The sequence below is a fragment of the Actinoplanes sp. TBRC 11911 genome (assembly GCF_012933445.1).
Taxonomy (GTDB): Bacteria; Actinomycetota; Actinomycetes; order Mycobacteriales; family Micromonosporaceae; genus Actinoplanes.
Window position 1 is genome coordinate 370,903 of the sequence record NZ_JABBNC010000004.1, and the last position, 17,042, is coordinate 387,944.

A 17,042-nucleotide genomic window follows, 5' to 3' on the forward strand; every position below is an offset into this window, starting at 1 on the left:
AACAGTACCGCCTGGTCTGCTACGGTCCTGCAAGACGTACGTACGGTTTGGGAGGTAACGAGAATGTGGGATCCTGCCGTCTACCAGCGCTTCGGGACGGAACGCTCGCGACCGTTCGCGGACCTCACCGCGCGGATCGCCGCCGACGGGCCGCGCGGGGTCGTCGATCTGGGCTGCGGCGACGGTGAGCTGACCCTCATGCTGGCCGAGCGCTGGCCGCACGCGCGGATCACCGGCATAGACTCCTCGCCCGAGATGATCGACAAGGCGGTCGCACGGGGTGGCCGGGCCGAGTTCCAGCGTGGGGATCTGCGCGAGTGGCGGCCCGGGCCGGACACCGACGTCCTGGTGACGAACGCGGCGCTGCAGTGGGTGCCGGGGCACCGCGATCTGCTGCGGGCGTGGGCCGGTGCGCTACCGGCCGGTGCCTGGATCGCGATGCAGGTGCCGGGCAACTTCGACGCGCCGTCACATCGACTTCTCTACGAGCTCGCCGCGCGGTACGGGGTCCGTGATGTGCTCCGGGACGCTCCCGTGGACGGGCTCACGGCGTACGGGGAACTGATGCTCGAAGCGGGAGCGACAGTCGACGCCTGGGAAACCACCTACCTGCATTTGCTGCCGGAAAGCGCGGAGCACCCGGTGCTGCGATGGATGGAGGGCACGGCGTTGCGACCCGTCAAGGCCGCGCTCGACGAGAATGCCTGGCTGTCGTTCCGCGCCGATCTGGGCCGGGAACTGGCGGCCGCCTATCCGGTGGCTCATCGACACGTGGCGTTCCCGTTCCGCCGCATTTTCGTGGTGGCGCGGACCGCCGCTCAGTAACGAGAGGGAACCATGACCGACCTGACCTCGTTCATCGCCGGACTACCGAAGGCGGAGCTGCACGTCCATCATGTCGGGTCGGCCTCGCCGCGGATCGTGGCCGAACTGGCCGCCCGGCACGAGGGCCGATCGCCGGTCCCGGCCGACCCCGCCGCGCTCGCCGACTATTTCGCCTTCCGCGACTTCAAGCACTTCATCGAGCTGTACCTGAGTGTCGTCGACCTGATCCGCGACGACGAGGACGTCCGGATGCTGACCTACGAGGTGGCCCGTGAGCTGGCCCGCCAGCAGGTGCGGTACGCGGAGCTGACCATCACGCCGTTCTCCAGCGAGAAGCGCGGCATCCCGGCGCCGGCCTTCTGCGAGGCCATCGAGGACGCGCGGCGCGGTGCCGCCACCGACTTCGGCATCGACCTGCGCTGGTGCTTCGACATCCCGGGCGAGCTGGGCGTGCCGGCCGCCGAGGCGACGCTGCGGATCGCGCTGGAACAGCAGCCGGCCGGGCTGATCAGTTTCGGACTCGGCGGGCCCGAGATCGGGGTGCCGCGACCGCAGTTCAAGCCGGTCTTCGACAAGGCGCGCGCGGCCGGGCTGCACAGCGTGCCGCACGCGGGCGAGACCACCGGCCCGGAGACGATCTGGGACGCGCTGCGCGAGCTGGGCGCGGAGCGGATCGGTCACGGCATCACCGCGGCGCAGGACCCGGAGCTGCTCGCGTACCTGGCCGAGCACCGGATCCCGTTGGAGATCAGCCCGACCTCCAACCTGCGGACGCGCGCCGTCGCATCGCTGGACGAGCACCCGCTGCCCGCGATCGTCGCGGCGGGCGTGCCGGTCAGCATCAACTCGGACGACCCGCCGATGTTCGGCACCACCCTCGAAGAGGAGTACGCGGTGGCGGCCCGGCTGCTCGACCTCGACGCCGCCGGGGTCGCCGAGCTGGCCAAGGCCGCGGTGTCGCAGAGCTTCCTGCCGCCGGAGGGCAAGGCCGCCCTGCTGGCCGAGATCGCCGCGTACGCCTCCGCCTAGTCGGGGACGGCGGTCCAGCTCTGGTGCCGCTGGCCGTTGCCGTTCTGCAGGGCCAGCACCCGATGCGCCCCGAACCGCTGGTCGCCCACGCCGGCGACCAGGTCACCGAGGCGCAGCGTGAAGCCGAAGTCGGAGGCCTGCAGCGTCCACAGGCCTCCGGCGGACGGCGCGCACGAACCCTGCACCAGCGGCTGACCGGCGACCTTCGCGCCGTTGCGCGGCACCACGCATTTGCCGGTCGCCCGCGACACCAGCGTGTACTGGCCGCCGGACGCCGGGACGAGCTGCCACTGCTGCTGGGCGTCGTCGTCGGTCTCGCCCAGCGTGATCGGGGTGCCGTCGGCGCTGCGGGCCGCGTACAGGTCGGCGGCGCCGCCGGTGAGCCCGTTGGTCAGCGTGAACCACGAGTTCTGCGCGGGCCGGGCCGCCGGTGCGGTCACGGCCGCCGACTTCGCCGTGTACGCCGGTCCGGACTTGACCGTCACCTGGTAGGTCGCGTCCGGCTTCAGCCCGATCAGGCGCGCCCGGGTCGCCTTCGTGGTGGCGATCGGCGCGCCGTCCACGGACACCTGATAGGTCGCCGTGTCGGACGCGGCGCTCCAGGTGAGGCGGACCGAGCTGCTCGTCGCGTCGCGGACCTCCAGGACCGCCTGAACCGCGGCGGCCGTCTGCTCCTCGGCCGGCGGTTTCGTTGCTTTCGCGGCCAGCGTCTGGGTCGGCGGCGGGGTGTCGTCCGGGGTCGGTGTCGGGGTGGCCGTCGTCGGGGGCGGCGTCGTCGGGGTCACGCCGGCGCTCGGCGGGGCGTCGCCGCCGCCGTTCTCGATGCCGCCGGTCGGGACCGGCCCGGTCGGCGTCGGCGTCGCGGACCTCGACGGCGTCGGGGTGGCCGAGTGCGTCGCCGGGGGCTCGGCCGACGGCGCCGGGGCGCCGGGCACGTCCGGGATGTCGTCGCCGCCGTCGCTGCGCAGCAGGAACTCGCTGTCCGCGATGTTCCAGTTGCGATCCAGATAGCTGCCCGGCTTCGGGTTGGTGCTGAAGTAGTCGTCGTGCCCGCAGTCCAGCCGGTTCTCGTGTTTCGGCGGGCACGCCTCGCGCACCGGCCGGCCGGCCCGGTCCGCGCCGCAGAGCAGGTCGTACTCGTCCAGGCAGCCGCCCGCACCGGTGGCGTTCGGCGAACCGGTCAGGGTCGCGCCCAGCGAGTCGGTGAGCTCGTGCGCGGCCATCACGGTGCTCCAGCAGCCGGCGTCCACCCGCCCGTACGACGGCCCGCCGTTGTTGCGGTTGCCCAGGCCCTTGCGGTTGTCCGCGACGTAGGTGGCGATGCCGCAGTAGACGTTGGTGTCGGCGAACATCAGGTATTTGCGGTCGGTGCGGTTGTAGCCCAGCTTGGTGAGCGCCTTGATGCTGCCGGTGAACGACTTCAGCGAGCCGACCGGCAACTGCACCTCGGACACGTCGACGTTGCACTGCGGCGTGGTGACGAACCGGATGTGCCGGGAACCACCCGTCTCGCCGGCGCTCTGGTCGAAGATCTGGTCGACGCCGGCCGACCAGTTACGGATCGAGCCGACGAAGTCCGTGTACCGGCTCTTCGTGTCCGCGTCGTGCAGGTACAGCACCTGCACCCGCTTGCCGTTGCGGCCGTCGCCCTCGCAGGCCACGTCGTGCGGGCCCATCAGGAAGTCGGCCTGGCCCGGTGCCGCGTCCGGGATCAGCGCCGGGGCGTCCGCGGTCAGCGCGCTGCCACCCTCGTCCCGGGCGATCTCCGCGTCGCTGGGCACCGAGCTCTCCCGGACCGGCGGCACCGGCTCGGGTGCCTTCGCGGTGACCGGGGCGACGTCGTGGCGTACCGAGAGACCGACCGGTGCCATGTCCGGGCCGTGCGTGCAGGTGATGTCGTCCACCTCGTACGAGCCGGCGCAGAGCGCGCCGGCCTTGGCCGCGATCAGGCCGTCGTAGACCAGCCCCTGCTCCGGGGTGTCCTTGGGCACCGAGGCCAGCTGGATCACCGGCCGGCCGGGGCTGCCGCCGGCGACCGTGTCGACCACGCTGGGGCCGAGCGCGCCGCCGACACCGAGCAGCGCGAGTCCGAGCGCGATCGGCAGCAACCGGTGCGAACGCAGGCGGGCCAACCTGCGGTGTCCGCCTGGCGCCGGCCGGCGGTGGGTGGGCACGGGCCCTCCTTGACCTGCGGGGGCGCGGTGGGAGGCGGTCATGGGGTAACCACCTGCCACCGCGCGATAACTCCGCCGGTCCTCATCGCGGGGACGAATAGCGGGCAGCGAACCGGGGAGCCGGATGGGATCGAAGGAAGACTGCCAGGCCCGCGACGCGAGGGGAATGCCTTTAAGCCAAAGCTAAGCAACAGTTGAACCGCCCCGGCCGCCGCGTTCCCGGGCCAGGCGACCGACCAGGCCGAACCGGCTCACCTGCTTCGGCGTCGCCTCCGCGTCGGCGAGCAGCATGACGATGCTGGCACCGCCCATCGCGGCGCGGTCGAGGCTGACCGAGCCGCCCGCGGCCTGCGCCGCCCGGCGGGCGATGTCGAGCCCCAAACCGGTCGAACCCTGATTGCTCTGGCCGCGCCGCATCGCCTTCTCCGGATCGGGGATTCCCGGGCCGGCGTCATCGATCCGGACCGCCACCCACCCCTCCCGCCGCGAGATGCTGACCTCGAAAGCGGTGCCCTGGGGGGTGTAGCGGAACACATTACCCAATATCGCATCGATCGCCGCGGCCAGTTCCGCCTTGGCCACCGGGACCGGGATGCGGGTGCTCGCGCCGACCACGCGGTACTGCCGGTTCTGGTCGCCGGCCAGCGCCGACCAGAACACCATGCGTTCCCGGATCACCTCGCTGACGTCGCAGAGCCCGGTCTCCGGAGCCGCCGCGACCTGCGCCGCGACCACCTGCCGGGTGGTGTTGATGAGCTGGTTGACCTCGCCCTCGAGGGTGCCGATCGCCTGCCGGATCCGCCGGATGCCGCGCCGCCGGTCCAGCTCCTCCTGATCGAGCCGCAGGCCCACCTGGGTGTCGTCCGGATCGAGCGCCTCGGCGTCCAGCCGCAGCGCGGTCAACGGGGTGCGCAGCCGGTGCGACAGGTCGGCGACCATCTCGCGCTCGTCGGTGCGCGAGGTCACCAGCCGGTCGGCCATCCGGTTGAACGCGTACCCGGCCTCGGCCAGCTCGCGCGGACCGGACGGCTGGATGCGGACGCCCAGGTCGCCGCCGCCGACCGCGAGGGCCGCGTGCACCAGGTTGCGGGCCGAGGTGACCGCGCCGCGGGCCAGCCGGTCCACCACGATCACCGACCCGGCCACCAGGACCAGCGCGATGCCGAGCAGCAGCCACCAGTCGCGGGCGGTGCCGTCGCCGGTCTGCGAGTCCGGCACGAAGACCTCGACCACCGACGTCTTGCCGCCGACCGCGACCGGGTGCAGCCGGACCAGCCCGCCGTGCACGCCGGCGCTGATCGGCTCGGTGCCCGCGGCGGCCGCGCGGACATCCTTGTCGGCCGCACGCCCGCCGCTGCCGACGCCGGGCGCGTGCACCACGGCCTGGTCGAGCAGTGCCTTCTTGGTCGTTCCGGCGGCCACCGCACCGGCCACCGTGGCAGCCCGGCGGTCCGCGGCGGCGATCGCCTCGTCCCGGTGGTCGGCGCTCAGCTTCAGACCCAACGGGATCAGGAAGGCGAGCGCCGCGATGGCGGTGGTGGCGGCCGTGATGACGGCCAGCCGGGACCTCAGTCCGGCGCCACCAGCCGGAATCCGACCCCCCGCACGGTGCGCAGGTAGCGAGGCTTCGCCGCGGACTCGCCCAGTTTCCGCCGGAGCCAATACAGGTGGACGTCGATCGTCTGGTCCTCGCCGACCGATGGCTGTCGCCATACCTCCTCCAGCAGCTCACGACGCGAGACCACCCGACCGGGGCGGGCAGCGAGGTAAGCCAGAAGATCGAATTCCTTACGGGTCAAGGCCAACTGCTGGTTCGCCAGGCTGGCGCTGCGCTCGCCCACGTCCACCCGCAGCTCGCCGACCTCGTGCACGGCCGGCTGGGCGGTGCGGCTGGCGCGGCCCACGCGGCGCAGCACGGTGGCGATCCGGGCGTCCAGATGGGCGCCGGTGAACGGTTTGACCATGTAGTCGTCGGCGCCGGCGCGCAACAACCGCACCACGGTCTGTTCATCGTCGCGTGCGGTAGCGATGATGATCGGTACGTCGGTGATCCCGCGGAGCATGCGCAACGCGTCCGAGCCGTCCAGATCGGGCAGCCCGAGATCGAGCACCACGAGGTCCGGGGTCTCCGCGGCGACCCGGCGTAGCGCGTCCAGCGCCGTGCCGACCGCGTGCACGGCGTGCCCCCGGTCGGCGAGCGACCGAAGCATGGCACCGCGCACCACGTGATCGTCTTCGACGAGCAGGACCGTGGCCATGCGAAGACGGTACTGCCCATGGCAAGTAGGTCCTAACGCGTCATTCAGGGACACTTCTCAATCACCGTGCGTGATGGAATACCATCCGTTGTGCCGATGTCATTCACCCTTTTTCCCGGTACGCGACTGGCCCTTGCCCTGGAGAGCCTCGCCGGTCTCAGCGTGGGCGATGCCCTGGGAGCCCAGCATTTCGTGGCCCCGGTGGACATGAGCGACCCGCCGCCGGCGCCGTGGCCGTGGACCGACGACACCGAGGAAGCCTGCTGTCTGGTGGCCGTCCTCGCGGAGGGTGACTTCGACCGGGATGCGTTCGCCGATCTGCTCGGCCGCTATCACGATCCCTACCGCGGGTACGGTCCGGGCGCGGTCGTGCTGCTGCGCGAGATCCGCGAGGGACTGCCGTGGCCGATCGCGGCGGCCGCGGCCTTCGACGGCGAGGGATCGGCCGGTAACGGAGCGGCCATGCGGGCGGCGCCGCTCGGGGCCTGGCACGCCGACTCGCTGGCGCACGCCGCCGCGCAGGGGGCCCGGGCGGCCGAGGTCACGCACGCGCACGCCGAGGGCATCGACGGTGGCGTCGCGGTCGCCGTGGCGGCGGCGGTCGCGGCCGCCGGGCGGTTGGACGGGCAGCGGCCGGAGCTGCTGGCCACGGTCGCCACGCACACGCCGGCCGGGCACCTGCAGGACGCGCTGGCCGAGGCGCGGCGGATCGGCGGCGGGGTGGCCGAGGCGGCGTACGAGCTGGGGAACGGGACGCGGTCGCTGGCCCGCGACACGGTTCCGTTCGCGTTGTGGGTGGCCGACCGCTACCTGGACGACTATCCGGCGGCCGTCGCCGCGTGCGTGGCGGCCGGTGGTGACGTGGACACCACGTGTGCGATCGCCGGGGGTGTCGTCGCGGCGTACACGGGTCTGGACGGGGTGCCGCCGTCGTGGCTTTCCGCACGTGAGCCGCTGCCGGCCTGGCTGGCCGCCGCGACCGGCGACTGACTGTCGCTAGGGTGGGATGGTGACCGAGGAGCGGATCGAGACCGGTGAACCGGATGGCCTGGAGCGGCTCTGGACGCCGCACCGGATGACCTACGTCACCGGCCACGACGCGCCGTCCGGCTGCCCGTTCTGTCTCGCACCGCAGGCGCCCGAGGGCGAGAGCCTGGTGGTCGCGCGCGGCGAGTCGGTCTACGCGGTGCTGAATCTCTACCCGTACAACCCGGGTCACCTGATGACGGTCCCGTACCGGCACGTCGCCGACTACACCGACCTCACCGGCGAAGAGACCGTGGAGCTGGCGGAGATGACGCGTACGGCGATGCGGGTCATCCGGAGCGTGAGCAGCCCGCACGGCTTCAACCTGGGGATGAACCAGGGCGCGGTGGCCGGTGCCGGCATCGCCGCCCACCTGCATCAGCACGTGGTGCCGAGGTGGGGCGGCGACGCCAACTTCATGCCGGTGATCGGCCGCACCAAGGTGCTGCCGGAACTCCTCGCCGACACCCGGATCATGCTGGCGAAGGCGTGGCCTACCTAGCGGCGTGCTCCTTGCGGACCGCGTCGGCCAGGTGCGCGGGCATCGGCTCGTGCCGGATGTAGGCCCGGGAGAACGTGCCGGCGCCGGAGGACAACGCGCGCAGCTCCACCGCGTACCGGATCAGCTCGGACGCCGGCACCTCGGCCCGCACCGTGCTGTGGCCCTCGCCGCCCTCGGTGCCGAGCGGCCGGCCCCGCCGACCGGAGAGATCGCTCATCACCGCGCCGACGTACGCGTCGGGCACCCGCACCACGATCTCGTCGATCGGCTCGAGCAGGGTGAGCTGCCCGCCGGCCGCCGCCTCGCGCAGGGCCAGCGCGCCGGCCGTCTGGAACGCGGCGTCCGACGAGTCGACGCTGTGCGCCTTGCCGTCGAACAGCGTCACCCGCAGGTCGACCACCGGGCACCCGGCCGCGAGGCCGCGCTCGAGCTGGGCGCGCACGCCCTTCTCGACCGAGGGGATGTAGTTGTGCGGCACCGAGCCGCCGACCACGCGGTTGACGAACTCGAAACCGGAACCCCGCGGCAGCGGCTCCACCTCGATGTCGCACACCGCGTACTGGCCGTGGCCGCCGGACTGCTTGACGTGCCGGCCGTGGCCCTTGGCGCCGCAGCCGAACGTCTCGCGGAACGCCACCTTCACCGGCTCGGTGTCCAGCTCGACGCCGCCGGAGCGCAGCCGGTCCAGCACCACGTCGGCGTGCGACTCGCCCATCGTCCACAGCACCAGCTGATGGGTCTCCGGGCTGCGGTCCAGGCGCAGCGTCGGGTCGCCCGCGACCAGCCGGGACAGGTTCTTCGCCAGGGCGTCCTCATCGGAGCGGGTCTTGGCGACCACCGCGATCGGCAGCAGCGGCTCGGGCATCGACCACGGCTCCATCAGCAGCGGCTCGTCCTTGCTGGACAGTGTGTCGCCGGTCTCCGCGCTGCCCGACTTGGTGATCGCGCAGATGTCGCCGGCCACGCACTGGCCCACCTCGCGCAACTGCGCGCCCAGCGGCGAGTAGATGTGCGCGACGCGCTCGTCGGCGTCGTGATCCGGATGGCCGCGCTCGGACATACCGTGCCCGGAGACGTGCAGCGTCTGCTCGGGGCGCAGCGTGCCGGAGAACACCCGGACCAGCGAGACCCGGCCCACATGCCGATCGATCGTGGTCTTGACCACCTCGGCGACCAGCGGGCCGTCCGGGTCGCAGAGCAGCGGCGGGCGCGGTGATCCGTCCACCCCGGTCACCACCGGGAGGTCGTGCTCGGGCGGCGCGGGCGCGGAGCTGACGAAGCCGTCGAGCAGGGCGTCGAGCCCGACGCCGGTGGCCGCGCAGACCGGGATCACCGGGTAGAAGTTGCCCCGGGCGATCGCCTTCTCCAGGTCCGGTACGAGCGTGGACGTGCTGATCAGCTCGCCGCCCAGGTAGCGGTCCATGAGGGTCTCGTCCTCGCTCTCCGCGATGATCCCCTCGATGAGAGCGTTCCGGTCGTCGGCGATCGGGTTCAGGTGCTCCGGCTCGGCCTGGCCGATCACCGGCGGATAGCCCGCCGAATAGTCCAGGACCCGCAGCGTGACCAGACCGATCAGGCCGGCCACCGACTCGCCGTCGTCGCCGAGCATCGGCTGGAAGGTCGGCATCACGTTCTCGCCGAACGCCTCCTGGCAGTCCTGCAGGGTCTGCTCGTAGTCGGCGCGCGGGTGGTCCAGACGGGTGATCGCGACCGCGCGGGGCATGCCGACCGCGGCGCACTCCTCCCACAGCGCGGTGGTGGCCTCATCGACGCCGTCGACCGCGCTGACGACGAAGAGCGCGGCGTCCGCGGCCCGCAGGCCGGCGCGCAACTCCCCGACGAAATCGGCGTAACCGGGGGTGTCCAGCAGGTTGATCTTTACGTCCTGATGAACGACCGGGGCGCAGGCCAGCGCGACCGAGCGCTGCTGGCGGATCGCCGCCGGATCGTTGTCCGTCACCGTGGTGCCGTCGGTCACCGTGCCGGCCCGCGGGATCGTCCCCGTCGCGGCGAGCAGGGCTTCGACCAGGGTGGTCTTGCCCGCTCCCGAATGGCCCACCAGCACCACGTTGCGTACCCTGCCGGGTTCTGTCACCACCGGCGCTGCCGCGCCGGTGAGCCCCTTCTCCGAGGTTTTCTGGCCCATGGCGGCGCTCCTGTCGTTTCGTGACTGTTACGCGGCTGTTGTTGAATCCCACACCCGCGCGTGTGCTGGCCGCAACCCTTTGTAGTCGCAAACGTCGCAACGATGACGATACGGCCAAGGGGTGTGGCCACGATGCCGGAGTCCGGCAGGCCGCCGATATGGTGGGACCGCCATGGCAAAGATCGTCCAGCTCCCCGCGCGTGCCCTCTTCGCGTACGCCGTGAACCCGACCGCGCGCTTCCTGCTGCGCCTCGGGGTCACCCCCAATGCCGTCACCATCGCCGGCACCGTCGGCGTGCTGATCGGCTCCTACTTCGGTGCCAAAGGACATCTGTTCTGGGGCACGTGGATCATCACGGCGTGTGCGCTGACCGACGTGCTCGACGGCACGATGGCGCGGATGCGTGGTGCGCCCGGCAAGTTCGGCGCCCTGCTCGACTCGTCGCTGGACCGCATCGCCGACGGCGCCACCTTCGGCGCCGTGGTGTGGTACATGATCGATCAAGGCAACCCCTACGGCGGAACCATCGCCGCGCTGGTCAGCCTCGGTGCCGGGCAGGTGGTGTCGTACGTCAAGGCCCGCGCCCAGAGCCTGGGCCTGAACGCCGACGTGGGCATCGCCGAGCGCCTCGAACGGCTGGTGATCCTCGGGGTGTTCGCGCTGATCGGCAGCGCGGGCGTGGACTGGGCACTGCCGGCCGGCCTCTGGGTGCTCGCCGCGCTGTCGGTCGTCACGATCTTCCAGCGGTTGATCGCGGGCGCCCGCTCGGACCGGGAGAACCTGGCGGCGCCGCAGTGAAAGATCGCCTGATCGAGCTGGGCTTCACCGCCGGATGGGGAGTCGTACGCGGGTTGCCGCTCCCCGTCGCGCGGTCGCTGTTCAACGCCGCCGCCGATCGGGCGTACCGCAAGAACGGTCCGGGAACGCAGCGGCTGCGCCGCAACCTCGAACGGGTGGTTCCGGCCGGCAAGCTGGAGGAGACGGTCGCGGCCGGGCTCCGGTCGTACGCGCGGTACTGGATGGAGGCCTTCCGGCTGCCGTCGCAGACCAAGCAGCAGGGCCTGGACGGCTTCTACCTGCCGCCGGAGCAGTACGACGAGGTTAAGCAGCGGCTCGGCGAGGGCAAGGGGCTGGTGTTCGCGCTCCCGCACGTGGGCAACTGGGACGCGGCGGCGGCGTGGGTGGTCGCCAACGACTGGCGCATGATCACGGTGGCGGAGCGGCTGAAGCCCGAGTCCATTTACCGAAAATTCGTGGAATATCGGGAAAAGTTAGGCATGGAGGTCGTGCCGCTGACCGGCGGGCAGCGGGCGCCGCTGGACGTGCTCTCCGAACGGATCGACCAGGGGTACGTGGTGGCGCTGCTCTCCGACCGCGACCTCTCCCGCAACGGCGTGGAGGTCGACTTCTTCGGGGCCCGCACCCGGATGCCCGGCGGACCGGCGATCCTGGCGATCCGGACCGGCGCGCCGCTGTTCGCCGTCGACATGCATTTCTCGCCCACCCAGTCCGTGGGGCTGCTGCGACGCATCACGCCGCCCACCGACGGGCCGCTCGACGTGCGGGTGAAGCAGACGACCCAGGCGCTCGCGGACGCGTACGCGGCGGGCATCGCGGACTATCCGCAGGACTGGCACATGCTGCAGAAGATGTGGCTCTAGGGAGATCGATGCGCATCGGGATCGTGTCGCCCTACTCGTTCGACGTGCCCGGCGGCGTCCAGAACCACATCATGGACCTCGCCGAGGCGTTGATCGGCCTCGGCCACGAGGTCAGCGTGCTGGCGCCGGCCGACGAGGACACCGAGCTGCCGCCGTACGTGGTCTCGGCCGGCCGGGCGTTCCCGCTGCCGTACAACGGGTCGGTCGCCCGGATCTCGTTCGGCCCGGTCTCCACCGCCCGGGTCCGGCGATGGATATCGCGCGGCAAGTTCGACGTGCTGCACGTGCACGAACCGATGACGTTCAGCATCTCGGTGCTCGCCGTGCTGTCCTCGCGCGGGCCGGTGGTCGCCACCTTCCACACCGCGATGACCCGCTCCCGGGCGCTGTCCGCCGCGCAGGGCCTGCTCCAGATGGTGATCGAGAAGATCACCGCCCGGATCGCGGTCAGTGAGCTGGCCCGCAAGGTGCAGGTCGAGCACCTTGGCGGCGGCGCCGTGGAGATCCCCAACGGGGTCGCGGTGGCGAAATACGCGTCCGCCACGCCGCTGCCGGGATGGCCGGGCTCCGGCGGTTCGCTGGGCTTCCTGGGCCGCTTCACCGAGCCACGCAAAGGCTTCGATCTCTTGCGTACGGCGTACGTGGCGCTCGCGCGTTCGCGTCCCGGGCTACGGCTGCTCGTGGCCGGCCCCGGCGACCGGGACGAGCTGTTCGAGGAGATCCCGGCCGACCTGCACGACCGGGTGACGTACCTCGGGCTGGTCTCCGAGGCGGACAAGGCGCGGATGCTGCGCAGCGTCGACATCTACGTCGCGCCGAACACCGGCGGGGAGAGCTTCGGCATGATCCTCACCGAGGCGATGGCGGCCGGCGCGACGATCGTGGCCAGCGACCTGGACGCGTTCCGCCGGGTGCTGGACGGCGGCAAGGCCGGGGCATTGTTCCCGACCGGGGACGCGGCCGCGCTGGAGTCGCTGCTCGGCTCGCTGCTCGACGACCCGTCGCGGCGCGCCTCGCTGGCCGCCGCGGCCGGCGTCGCCGTCTCCGCGTTCGACTGGCCGCGGGTCGCGCTGCGTGTCCTCGAGGTCTACGCGACGGCGATCGAGGCTACGGACGGGCGGGTCATAGACGAAGAGTGGTCCGAACCACCCTCCGGCCCGTAACTGTCCGGTGCCGTGGGGCACTACCATGCCCGGCATGTGGTCGGTCACGGTTGTCGTCGCGGTGGTGGTGCTGCTCGCGGCGTATTTGCTGTGGATCGCCCACCGGGTCGCGCGGATGCACGAGCGAGCCCAGTCGGCCGAGCGGGCCCTGGACGCCCATCTGATGCGCCGGGCGGCGGCCGCGGCCGTGGTGGGTGAGGCGACGCAGAACGTCGAGCTGTACGCGGTGGCCCGGCTCGCGCTGGACGCCGACCCCGACGAGCGCGAGTCCGCGGAAAACGATCTGACCCGGCAGCTGCAGGCGATCCGGCTGACCGAGGGCGACCCGGCGACCCGCACGCTGCTGACCACCAGCCGGCGTGTGGTGGTGGCCCGGCAGGTGCACACCGATCTCGTACGCGGGGCGCTGACCTCACGGGAGCGGCTGCTGGTGCGGGCGCTCGGGATGGCCCGGCGTTACCCCCGCCCGCAGTATTTCGACATCGAGGAGCCCGTGATGCCGGCGCTGCCGTTGCCCGCGGCGCCACCGTCGCAGGCGGCGCCGCTGGAGGCGGTGTAGAGGTTTCGCGCTCGGCGCTTTGCCCGGGGCTTACCAGCCGCGCTCGGCGCTTTGCCGGGGCTTACCAGCCGCGCTCGGCCAGGCGGTGCGGCTGCGGGATGTCGTCGACGTTGATGCCGACCATGGCCTCGCCCAGCCCGCGCGACACTTTGGCGAGCACGTCCGGGTCGTCGTGGAACGTGGTGGCCTTGACGATCGCGGCGGCCCGCTGAGCCGGGTTGCCGGACTTGAAGATGCCCGACCCGACGAACACGCCCTCGGCGCCGAGCTGCATCATCATCGCCGCGTCCGCCGGGGTGGCGATGCCGCCCGCGGTGAACAGCACGACCGGCAGCTTGCCGAGCGTCGCGACCTCCTTGACCAGCTCGTACGGGGCCTGCAGCTCCTTCGCCGCGACGAACAGCTCGTCCTCCGGCAGGGTCTGCAGCCGCCGGATCTCCTGCCGGATCTTGCGCATGTGCGTGGTCGCGTTCGAGACGTCGCCGGTGCCGGCCTCACCCTTCGACCGGATCATCGCAGCGCCCTCGGTGATCCGCCGCAGCGCCTCACCCAGGTTGGTCGCCCCGCACACGAACGGCACCGTGAACTGCCACTTGTCGATGTGGTTCGCGTAGTCGGCCGGGGTCAGCACCTCGGACTCGTCCACGTAGTCGACGCCGAGCGCCTGCAGCACCTGCGCCTCGACGAAGTGCCCGATCCGCGCCTTGGCCATGACCGGGATCGACACCGCGTTGATGATCCCGTCGATCATGTCCGGATCCGACATGCGCGACACGCCGCCCTGCGCCCGGATGTCGGCCGGCACCCGCTCCAGAGCCATGACCGCCACGGCCCCCGCGTCCTCAGCGATCTTCGCCTGCTCGGGCGTGACGACGTCCATGATCACGCCACCCTTGAGCATCTCCGCCATGCCACGCTTCACGCGCGCGGTGCCGACGGCGGGCTGGTTCTCAGACATGGTTGATCGGCTCCTAAACGGGGGGTCTTCGGTATCGAGAATCGTACCCACGCCATGGGCCCCGCTCGACGTCCAATCGATCCCCCGGTGGCCTCCTCCGGCGCCCCCGGCTTCGCCTTCCTGGTCGGTCAGGCCAGGAGTTGCGGGATGCGTTCGAAGAGCTGGGTGGTGTAGGTGATCATCTCGTGCAGCATCCAGTTCCCGGAGAACAGCAGCGCCGCACCGACGGCGGCGGCCTTGGGCACGAAGCTGAGGGTGGCTTCCTGAATCTGGGTGACCGACTGGAACAGCGAGATCGCGAACCCTACCGCCAGCGCGGTCAGCAGAACCGGGGCACACATCTTGGCCGCGATGGTCATCGCCTGCAGCCCCAGCTCAACAATCATCGTGTCGGTCATACCCACCAGTTCGGGCGTTCCGCCCCGCAGTCAAGTGCAGCCGGGTTGCAATCAGGTTCGCCCCCCAAATCCCTCAACTAGCACCCGCGCCGCCCGCGCCGCCCGCGCCGCCCGCGCCGCCCGCGCCGCCCGCGCCGCCCAGCGCCACAGCCCCTCAAGACGAGCTATGTCTCCCTCGCCCCATTCGTCCCCACCGATGGGCGGAGGCGCAGCCAGTTTCCGAGACCTTGGAGAGTTATGGCTCATATGTGGGCGCAACTCTCCAAGGTCTCGAAATCAGGCGCAGAACGCGGGCCGCAAAAGCCGCAATAGGTATAAAGCGACCGTCCTATCCAGACAGTCGTCCATGATGCGGTCAGTTGCGTCCGAATAGTGAGACGGCTGCCGGGTGGAAGCGCCGGATGTCGGGCTCACCGCCGCGCTCAAATAAGCCAAAGTCGGCCTTATGCGGTCAGACCAGGCACCGCAACGGGCGGCAGCCAGCAGGACCCGTGATCACCGCCGCCATGGCAGCCCAGCCTGATCATCCGCTCACCGCAACGGGCGGCAAGCAGCAGGACCCGGCACTACCGCCGCCTGGCAGTCCGGCCTGAGATCCGCTCACCGCGACGGGCGGCAGTCAGCGGACCCGGGATCACGGCCGCCTGGCAGCCCAGCCCAGCATCCGGGCATCGCGTCGGGCGGCAGCCAGCAGGACCCGGCACTACCGCCGCCTGGCAGCCCGGCCTGAGACCCGCTCACCGCGACGGGCGGCAGCCAGCAGACCCGGGATCACGGCCGCCTGGCAGCCCAGCCCAGCATCCGGGCATCGCGTCGGGCGGCAGCCAACAGGACCGAGCACCACCGCCGCCTCGGGGCGTGGGCGGAGGTCAGGCGCTCTCCAGGTCGTCCTGCGTGAAGGCGTGCGGCTCGACCAGCACCAGCCAATTGCCGGTGTTGTCGCGCATGACCGCCTCCACGCCGTACGGGCGGTCGGCCGGCTCCTGCACGAACGTCACCCCGCCCGCGCTCAGCTCCTCGTACGTCTTGCGGCAATCGTCGACGGTCAGGCCCAGCCCGCCCATCTGGCCGGCTTCGAGCTGACCGCGTACGAAATCGGCTGCCGCTGGGGTGAGGGGCGGACCCGGCACCATGAGCGTCACCTCGAGCTCGGGCTGGCTCGGGTGGCCGACGGTCACCCAGCGGAAACCGCCCATGACCGCGTCGTTGCGCGGGACGAAACCGAGCTTCGAGACGTAGAAGTCGCGGGTGGCGTCCTGGTCCAGGCAGTACACGGTGACAAGCGAGATGTTCTGAATCATGGGTCGACGCTAAGCCCGTCGCCGGCCCCCGGGCTTCTCCGCGATTGCGGTATCACGCCGTGCATGAACAGATGGCACCCCGGGATGTGCGGCGCCCGGCCGGCCCATCTTTTCTGGTACGCCGTCGGGGGCTCGCCGACGAGCTCGGAGAACCGGGACGAGAACGATCCCAGCGACGTGAAGCCGACCGCCATGCAGACCTCGGTGACGGTCAGGTTGGCGTACCGGAGAAGGTCTTGGGCTCTTTCGATCCGGCGCCGGGAAAGGTATCTGATGGGCGTTTCCCCGTACGCCGCGCGAAACGCTCGCACCAGGTGAAAGCGCGACATTCCGCCCAGTTGGGCCAGATCGCTCAGCGTGAGTGGCGAGGCGAAGTTCCGGTCGATGTGGTCACGTACCCGGCGCAGGGCGAACACGCAGTGAAGCCTAAGCTTGTTGCGTGAACATCGGAGTGCTTGCCTTGCAGGGCGACGTGCGCGAGCATCTCACCGCGCTCGCGGAGAGCGACGTGCTGGCCCGGCCCATCCGCCGGCCGGAGGAGCTCGCCGACGTCGAGGCGCTGGTCATTCCCGGTGGCGAGTCGACCGCCATCAGTAATCTGGCGGTCTCGTTCGGGCTGCTCGATCCGATTCGCAAGCGGATCGCGGACGGCATGCCGGTGTACGGCTCGTGCGCCGGCATGATCATGCTGGCGTCCGCGATCCTCGATGGGCGCCCCGACCAGGAGTCGTTCCACGGCATCGACATGACGGTGCGGCGCAACGCGTTCGGGCGGCAGGTCGACTCGTTCGAGGGCGATGTCACGATCGACGACATCGGCGATTTTCATGCTGTTTTCATCCGTGCGCCATGGGTGGAGGAGATCGGCGACGACGTGCGGGTGTTGGGCCGCGTCAAGGACGGCCCGGGCGCCGGTAGGATTGTCGCCGTCCGGCAGGGGAACCTGCTCGCCACGGCTTTCCACCCGGAGCTGACCGGAGACTTGCGCGTCCACCGGTACTTCGTCGAGATGGTCCGCCAGGCCGCAGACGCTCAGTAATC

At 71.2% G+C, this 17,042-nt stretch carries 17 protein-coding genes; 9 read left to right on the plus strand and 8 right to left on the minus strand.

Annotated elements, in window-relative coordinates:
- The first annotated feature begins 63 nt into the window (after nucleotides 1–63).
- Together HH310_RS09405 and HH310_RS09410 are read left to right on the plus strand one after the other, a co-directional pair.
- On the plus strand, nucleotides 64–825 hold the full coding sequence (locus HH310_RS09405; protein ID WP_169175039.1) for a trans-aconitate 2-methyltransferase: 762 nt from the start codon (nucleotides 64–66) through the stop codon (nucleotides 823–825).
- A gap of 12 nt (nucleotides 826–837) precedes the next feature.
- Nucleotides 838–1,854 (plus strand): adenosine deaminase, encoded by a 1,017-nt coding sequence (locus HH310_RS09410; protein WP_169175040.1) that lies wholly within the window; start codon nucleotides 838–840, stop codon nucleotides 1,852–1,854.
- On the opposite strand, the gene HH310_RS09415 is transcribed toward HH310_RS09410, so the two are convergent.
- The 3 genes from HH310_RS09415 to HH310_RS09425 form a co-directional block, all read right to left on the minus strand.
- On the minus strand, nucleotides 1,851–4,028 hold the full coding sequence (locus tag HH310_RS09415; RefSeq protein ID WP_312033932.1) for an RICIN domain-containing protein: 2,178 nt from the start codon (nucleotides 4,026–4,028) through the stop codon (nucleotides 1,851–1,853). The genes HH310_RS09410 and HH310_RS09415 overlap by 4 nt on opposite strands.
- 183 nt (nucleotides 4,029–4,211) lie before the next feature.
- Nucleotides 4,212–5,531, minus strand: a complete 1,320-nt coding sequence (locus HH310_RS09420) for a sensor histidine kinase KdpD (protein ID WP_248293812.1) — start codon at nucleotides 5,529–5,531, stop codon at nucleotides 4,212–4,214.
- Nucleotides 5,532–5,596: 65 nt separating this feature from the next.
- On the minus strand, nucleotides 5,597–6,286 hold the full coding sequence (locus tag HH310_RS09425) for a response regulator transcription factor (RefSeq protein ID WP_169175042.1): 690 nt from the start codon (nucleotides 6,284–6,286) through the stop codon (nucleotides 5,597–5,599).
- A 96-nt stretch (nucleotides 6,287–6,382) separates the two neighbouring features.
- Between HH310_RS09425 and HH310_RS09430 the strand changes: the two genes are divergently transcribed.
- Nucleotides 6,383–7,276: an ADP-ribosylglycohydrolase family protein gene (locus HH310_RS09430; protein WP_169175043.1), complete on the plus strand. Its 894-nt coding sequence runs from the start codon at nucleotides 6,383–6,385 to the stop codon at nucleotides 7,274–7,276.
- An 85-nt stretch (nucleotides 7,277–7,361) separates the two neighbouring features.
- Complete coding sequence (locus tag HH310_RS09435) at nucleotides 7,362–7,814, plus strand: HIT domain-containing protein (RefSeq protein ID WP_248293852.1); 453 nt, start codon at nucleotides 7,362–7,364, stop codon at nucleotides 7,812–7,814.
- On the opposite strand, the gene HH310_RS09440 is transcribed toward HH310_RS09435, so the two are convergent.
- Nucleotides 7,807–9,960, minus strand: a complete 2,154-nt coding sequence (locus HH310_RS09440) for an elongation factor G-like protein EF-G2 (protein WP_169175045.1) — start codon at nucleotides 9,958–9,960, stop codon at nucleotides 7,807–7,809. The two genes, HH310_RS09435 and HH310_RS09440, sit on opposite strands and share 8 nt — an antisense overlap.
- A gap of 172 nt (nucleotides 9,961–10,132) precedes the next feature.
- Here HH310_RS09440 and pgsA point away from each other — a divergent pair, with 172 nt between their 5' ends.
- The 4 genes from pgsA to HH310_RS09460 are packed head-to-tail and all read left to right on the plus strand — an operon-like array spanning nucleotide 10,133 to nucleotide 13,344.
- On the plus strand, nucleotides 10,133–10,759 hold the full coding sequence (pgsA, locus tag HH310_RS09445; RefSeq protein ID WP_169175046.1) for a phosphatidylinositol phosphate synthase: 627 nt from the start codon (nucleotides 10,133–10,135) through the stop codon (nucleotides 10,757–10,759).
- Complete coding sequence (locus HH310_RS09450; RefSeq protein WP_169175047.1) at nucleotides 10,756–11,622, plus strand: phosphatidylinositol mannoside acyltransferase; 867 nt, start codon at nucleotides 10,756–10,758, stop codon at nucleotides 11,620–11,622. The genes pgsA and HH310_RS09450 overlap by 4 nt, the downstream gene beginning before the upstream one ends.
- An 8-nt stretch (nucleotides 11,623–11,630) precedes the next feature.
- Nucleotides 11,631–12,785, plus strand: a complete 1,155-nt coding sequence (locus tag HH310_RS09455; protein WP_169175048.1) for a glycosyltransferase family 4 protein — start codon at nucleotides 11,631–11,633, stop codon at nucleotides 12,783–12,785.
- Nucleotides 12,786–12,810: 25 nt separating this feature from the next.
- The gene (locus HH310_RS09460) at nucleotides 12,811–13,344 is read left to right on the plus strand and encodes a hypothetical protein (RefSeq protein WP_169175049.1); all 534 of its coding nucleotides are present in this window, start codon (nucleotides 12,811–12,813) and stop codon (nucleotides 13,342–13,344) included.
- 61 nt (nucleotides 13,345–13,405) lie between these two features.
- Here the strand turns inward: HH310_RS09460 and pdxS are convergent, their stop codons facing one another.
- From pdxS to HH310_RS09480, 4 genes are all read right to left on the minus strand, one after another.
- Nucleotides 13,406–14,302, minus strand: coding sequence for a pyridoxal 5'-phosphate synthase lyase subunit PdxS (gene pdxS, locus HH310_RS09465; protein WP_169175050.1), 897 nt, complete (start codon nucleotides 14,300–14,302; stop codon nucleotides 13,406–13,408).
- Nucleotides 14,303–14,430: 128 nt separating this feature from the next.
- Entirely contained in the window at nucleotides 14,431–14,700 is a 270-nt protein-coding gene (gene fliQ, locus HH310_RS09470) for a flagellar biosynthesis protein FliQ (RefSeq protein ID WP_169175051.1), read from the minus strand.
- 869 nt (nucleotides 14,701–15,569) lie between these two features.
- Nucleotides 15,570–16,001, minus strand: a complete 432-nt coding sequence (locus HH310_RS09475) for a VOC family protein (RefSeq protein ID WP_169175052.1) — start codon at nucleotides 15,999–16,001, stop codon at nucleotides 15,570–15,572.
- A complete protein-coding gene (locus HH310_RS09480) occupies nucleotides 15,998–16,417 on the minus strand; it encodes a helix-turn-helix domain-containing protein (protein ID WP_169175053.1) in 420 nt (139 codons plus the stop codon). Before HH310_RS09480 ends, HH310_RS09475 begins: the two co-directional genes overlap by 4 nt.
- 23 nt (nucleotides 16,418–16,440) lie before the next feature.
- Between HH310_RS09480 and pdxT the strand changes: the two genes are divergently transcribed.
- Nucleotides 16,441–17,040 (plus strand): pyridoxal 5'-phosphate synthase glutaminase subunit PdxT, encoded by a 600-nt coding sequence (gene pdxT, locus HH310_RS09485; protein WP_169175054.1) that lies wholly within the window; start codon nucleotides 16,441–16,443, stop codon nucleotides 17,038–17,040.
- Nucleotides 17,041–17,042 lie beyond the last annotated feature (2 nt).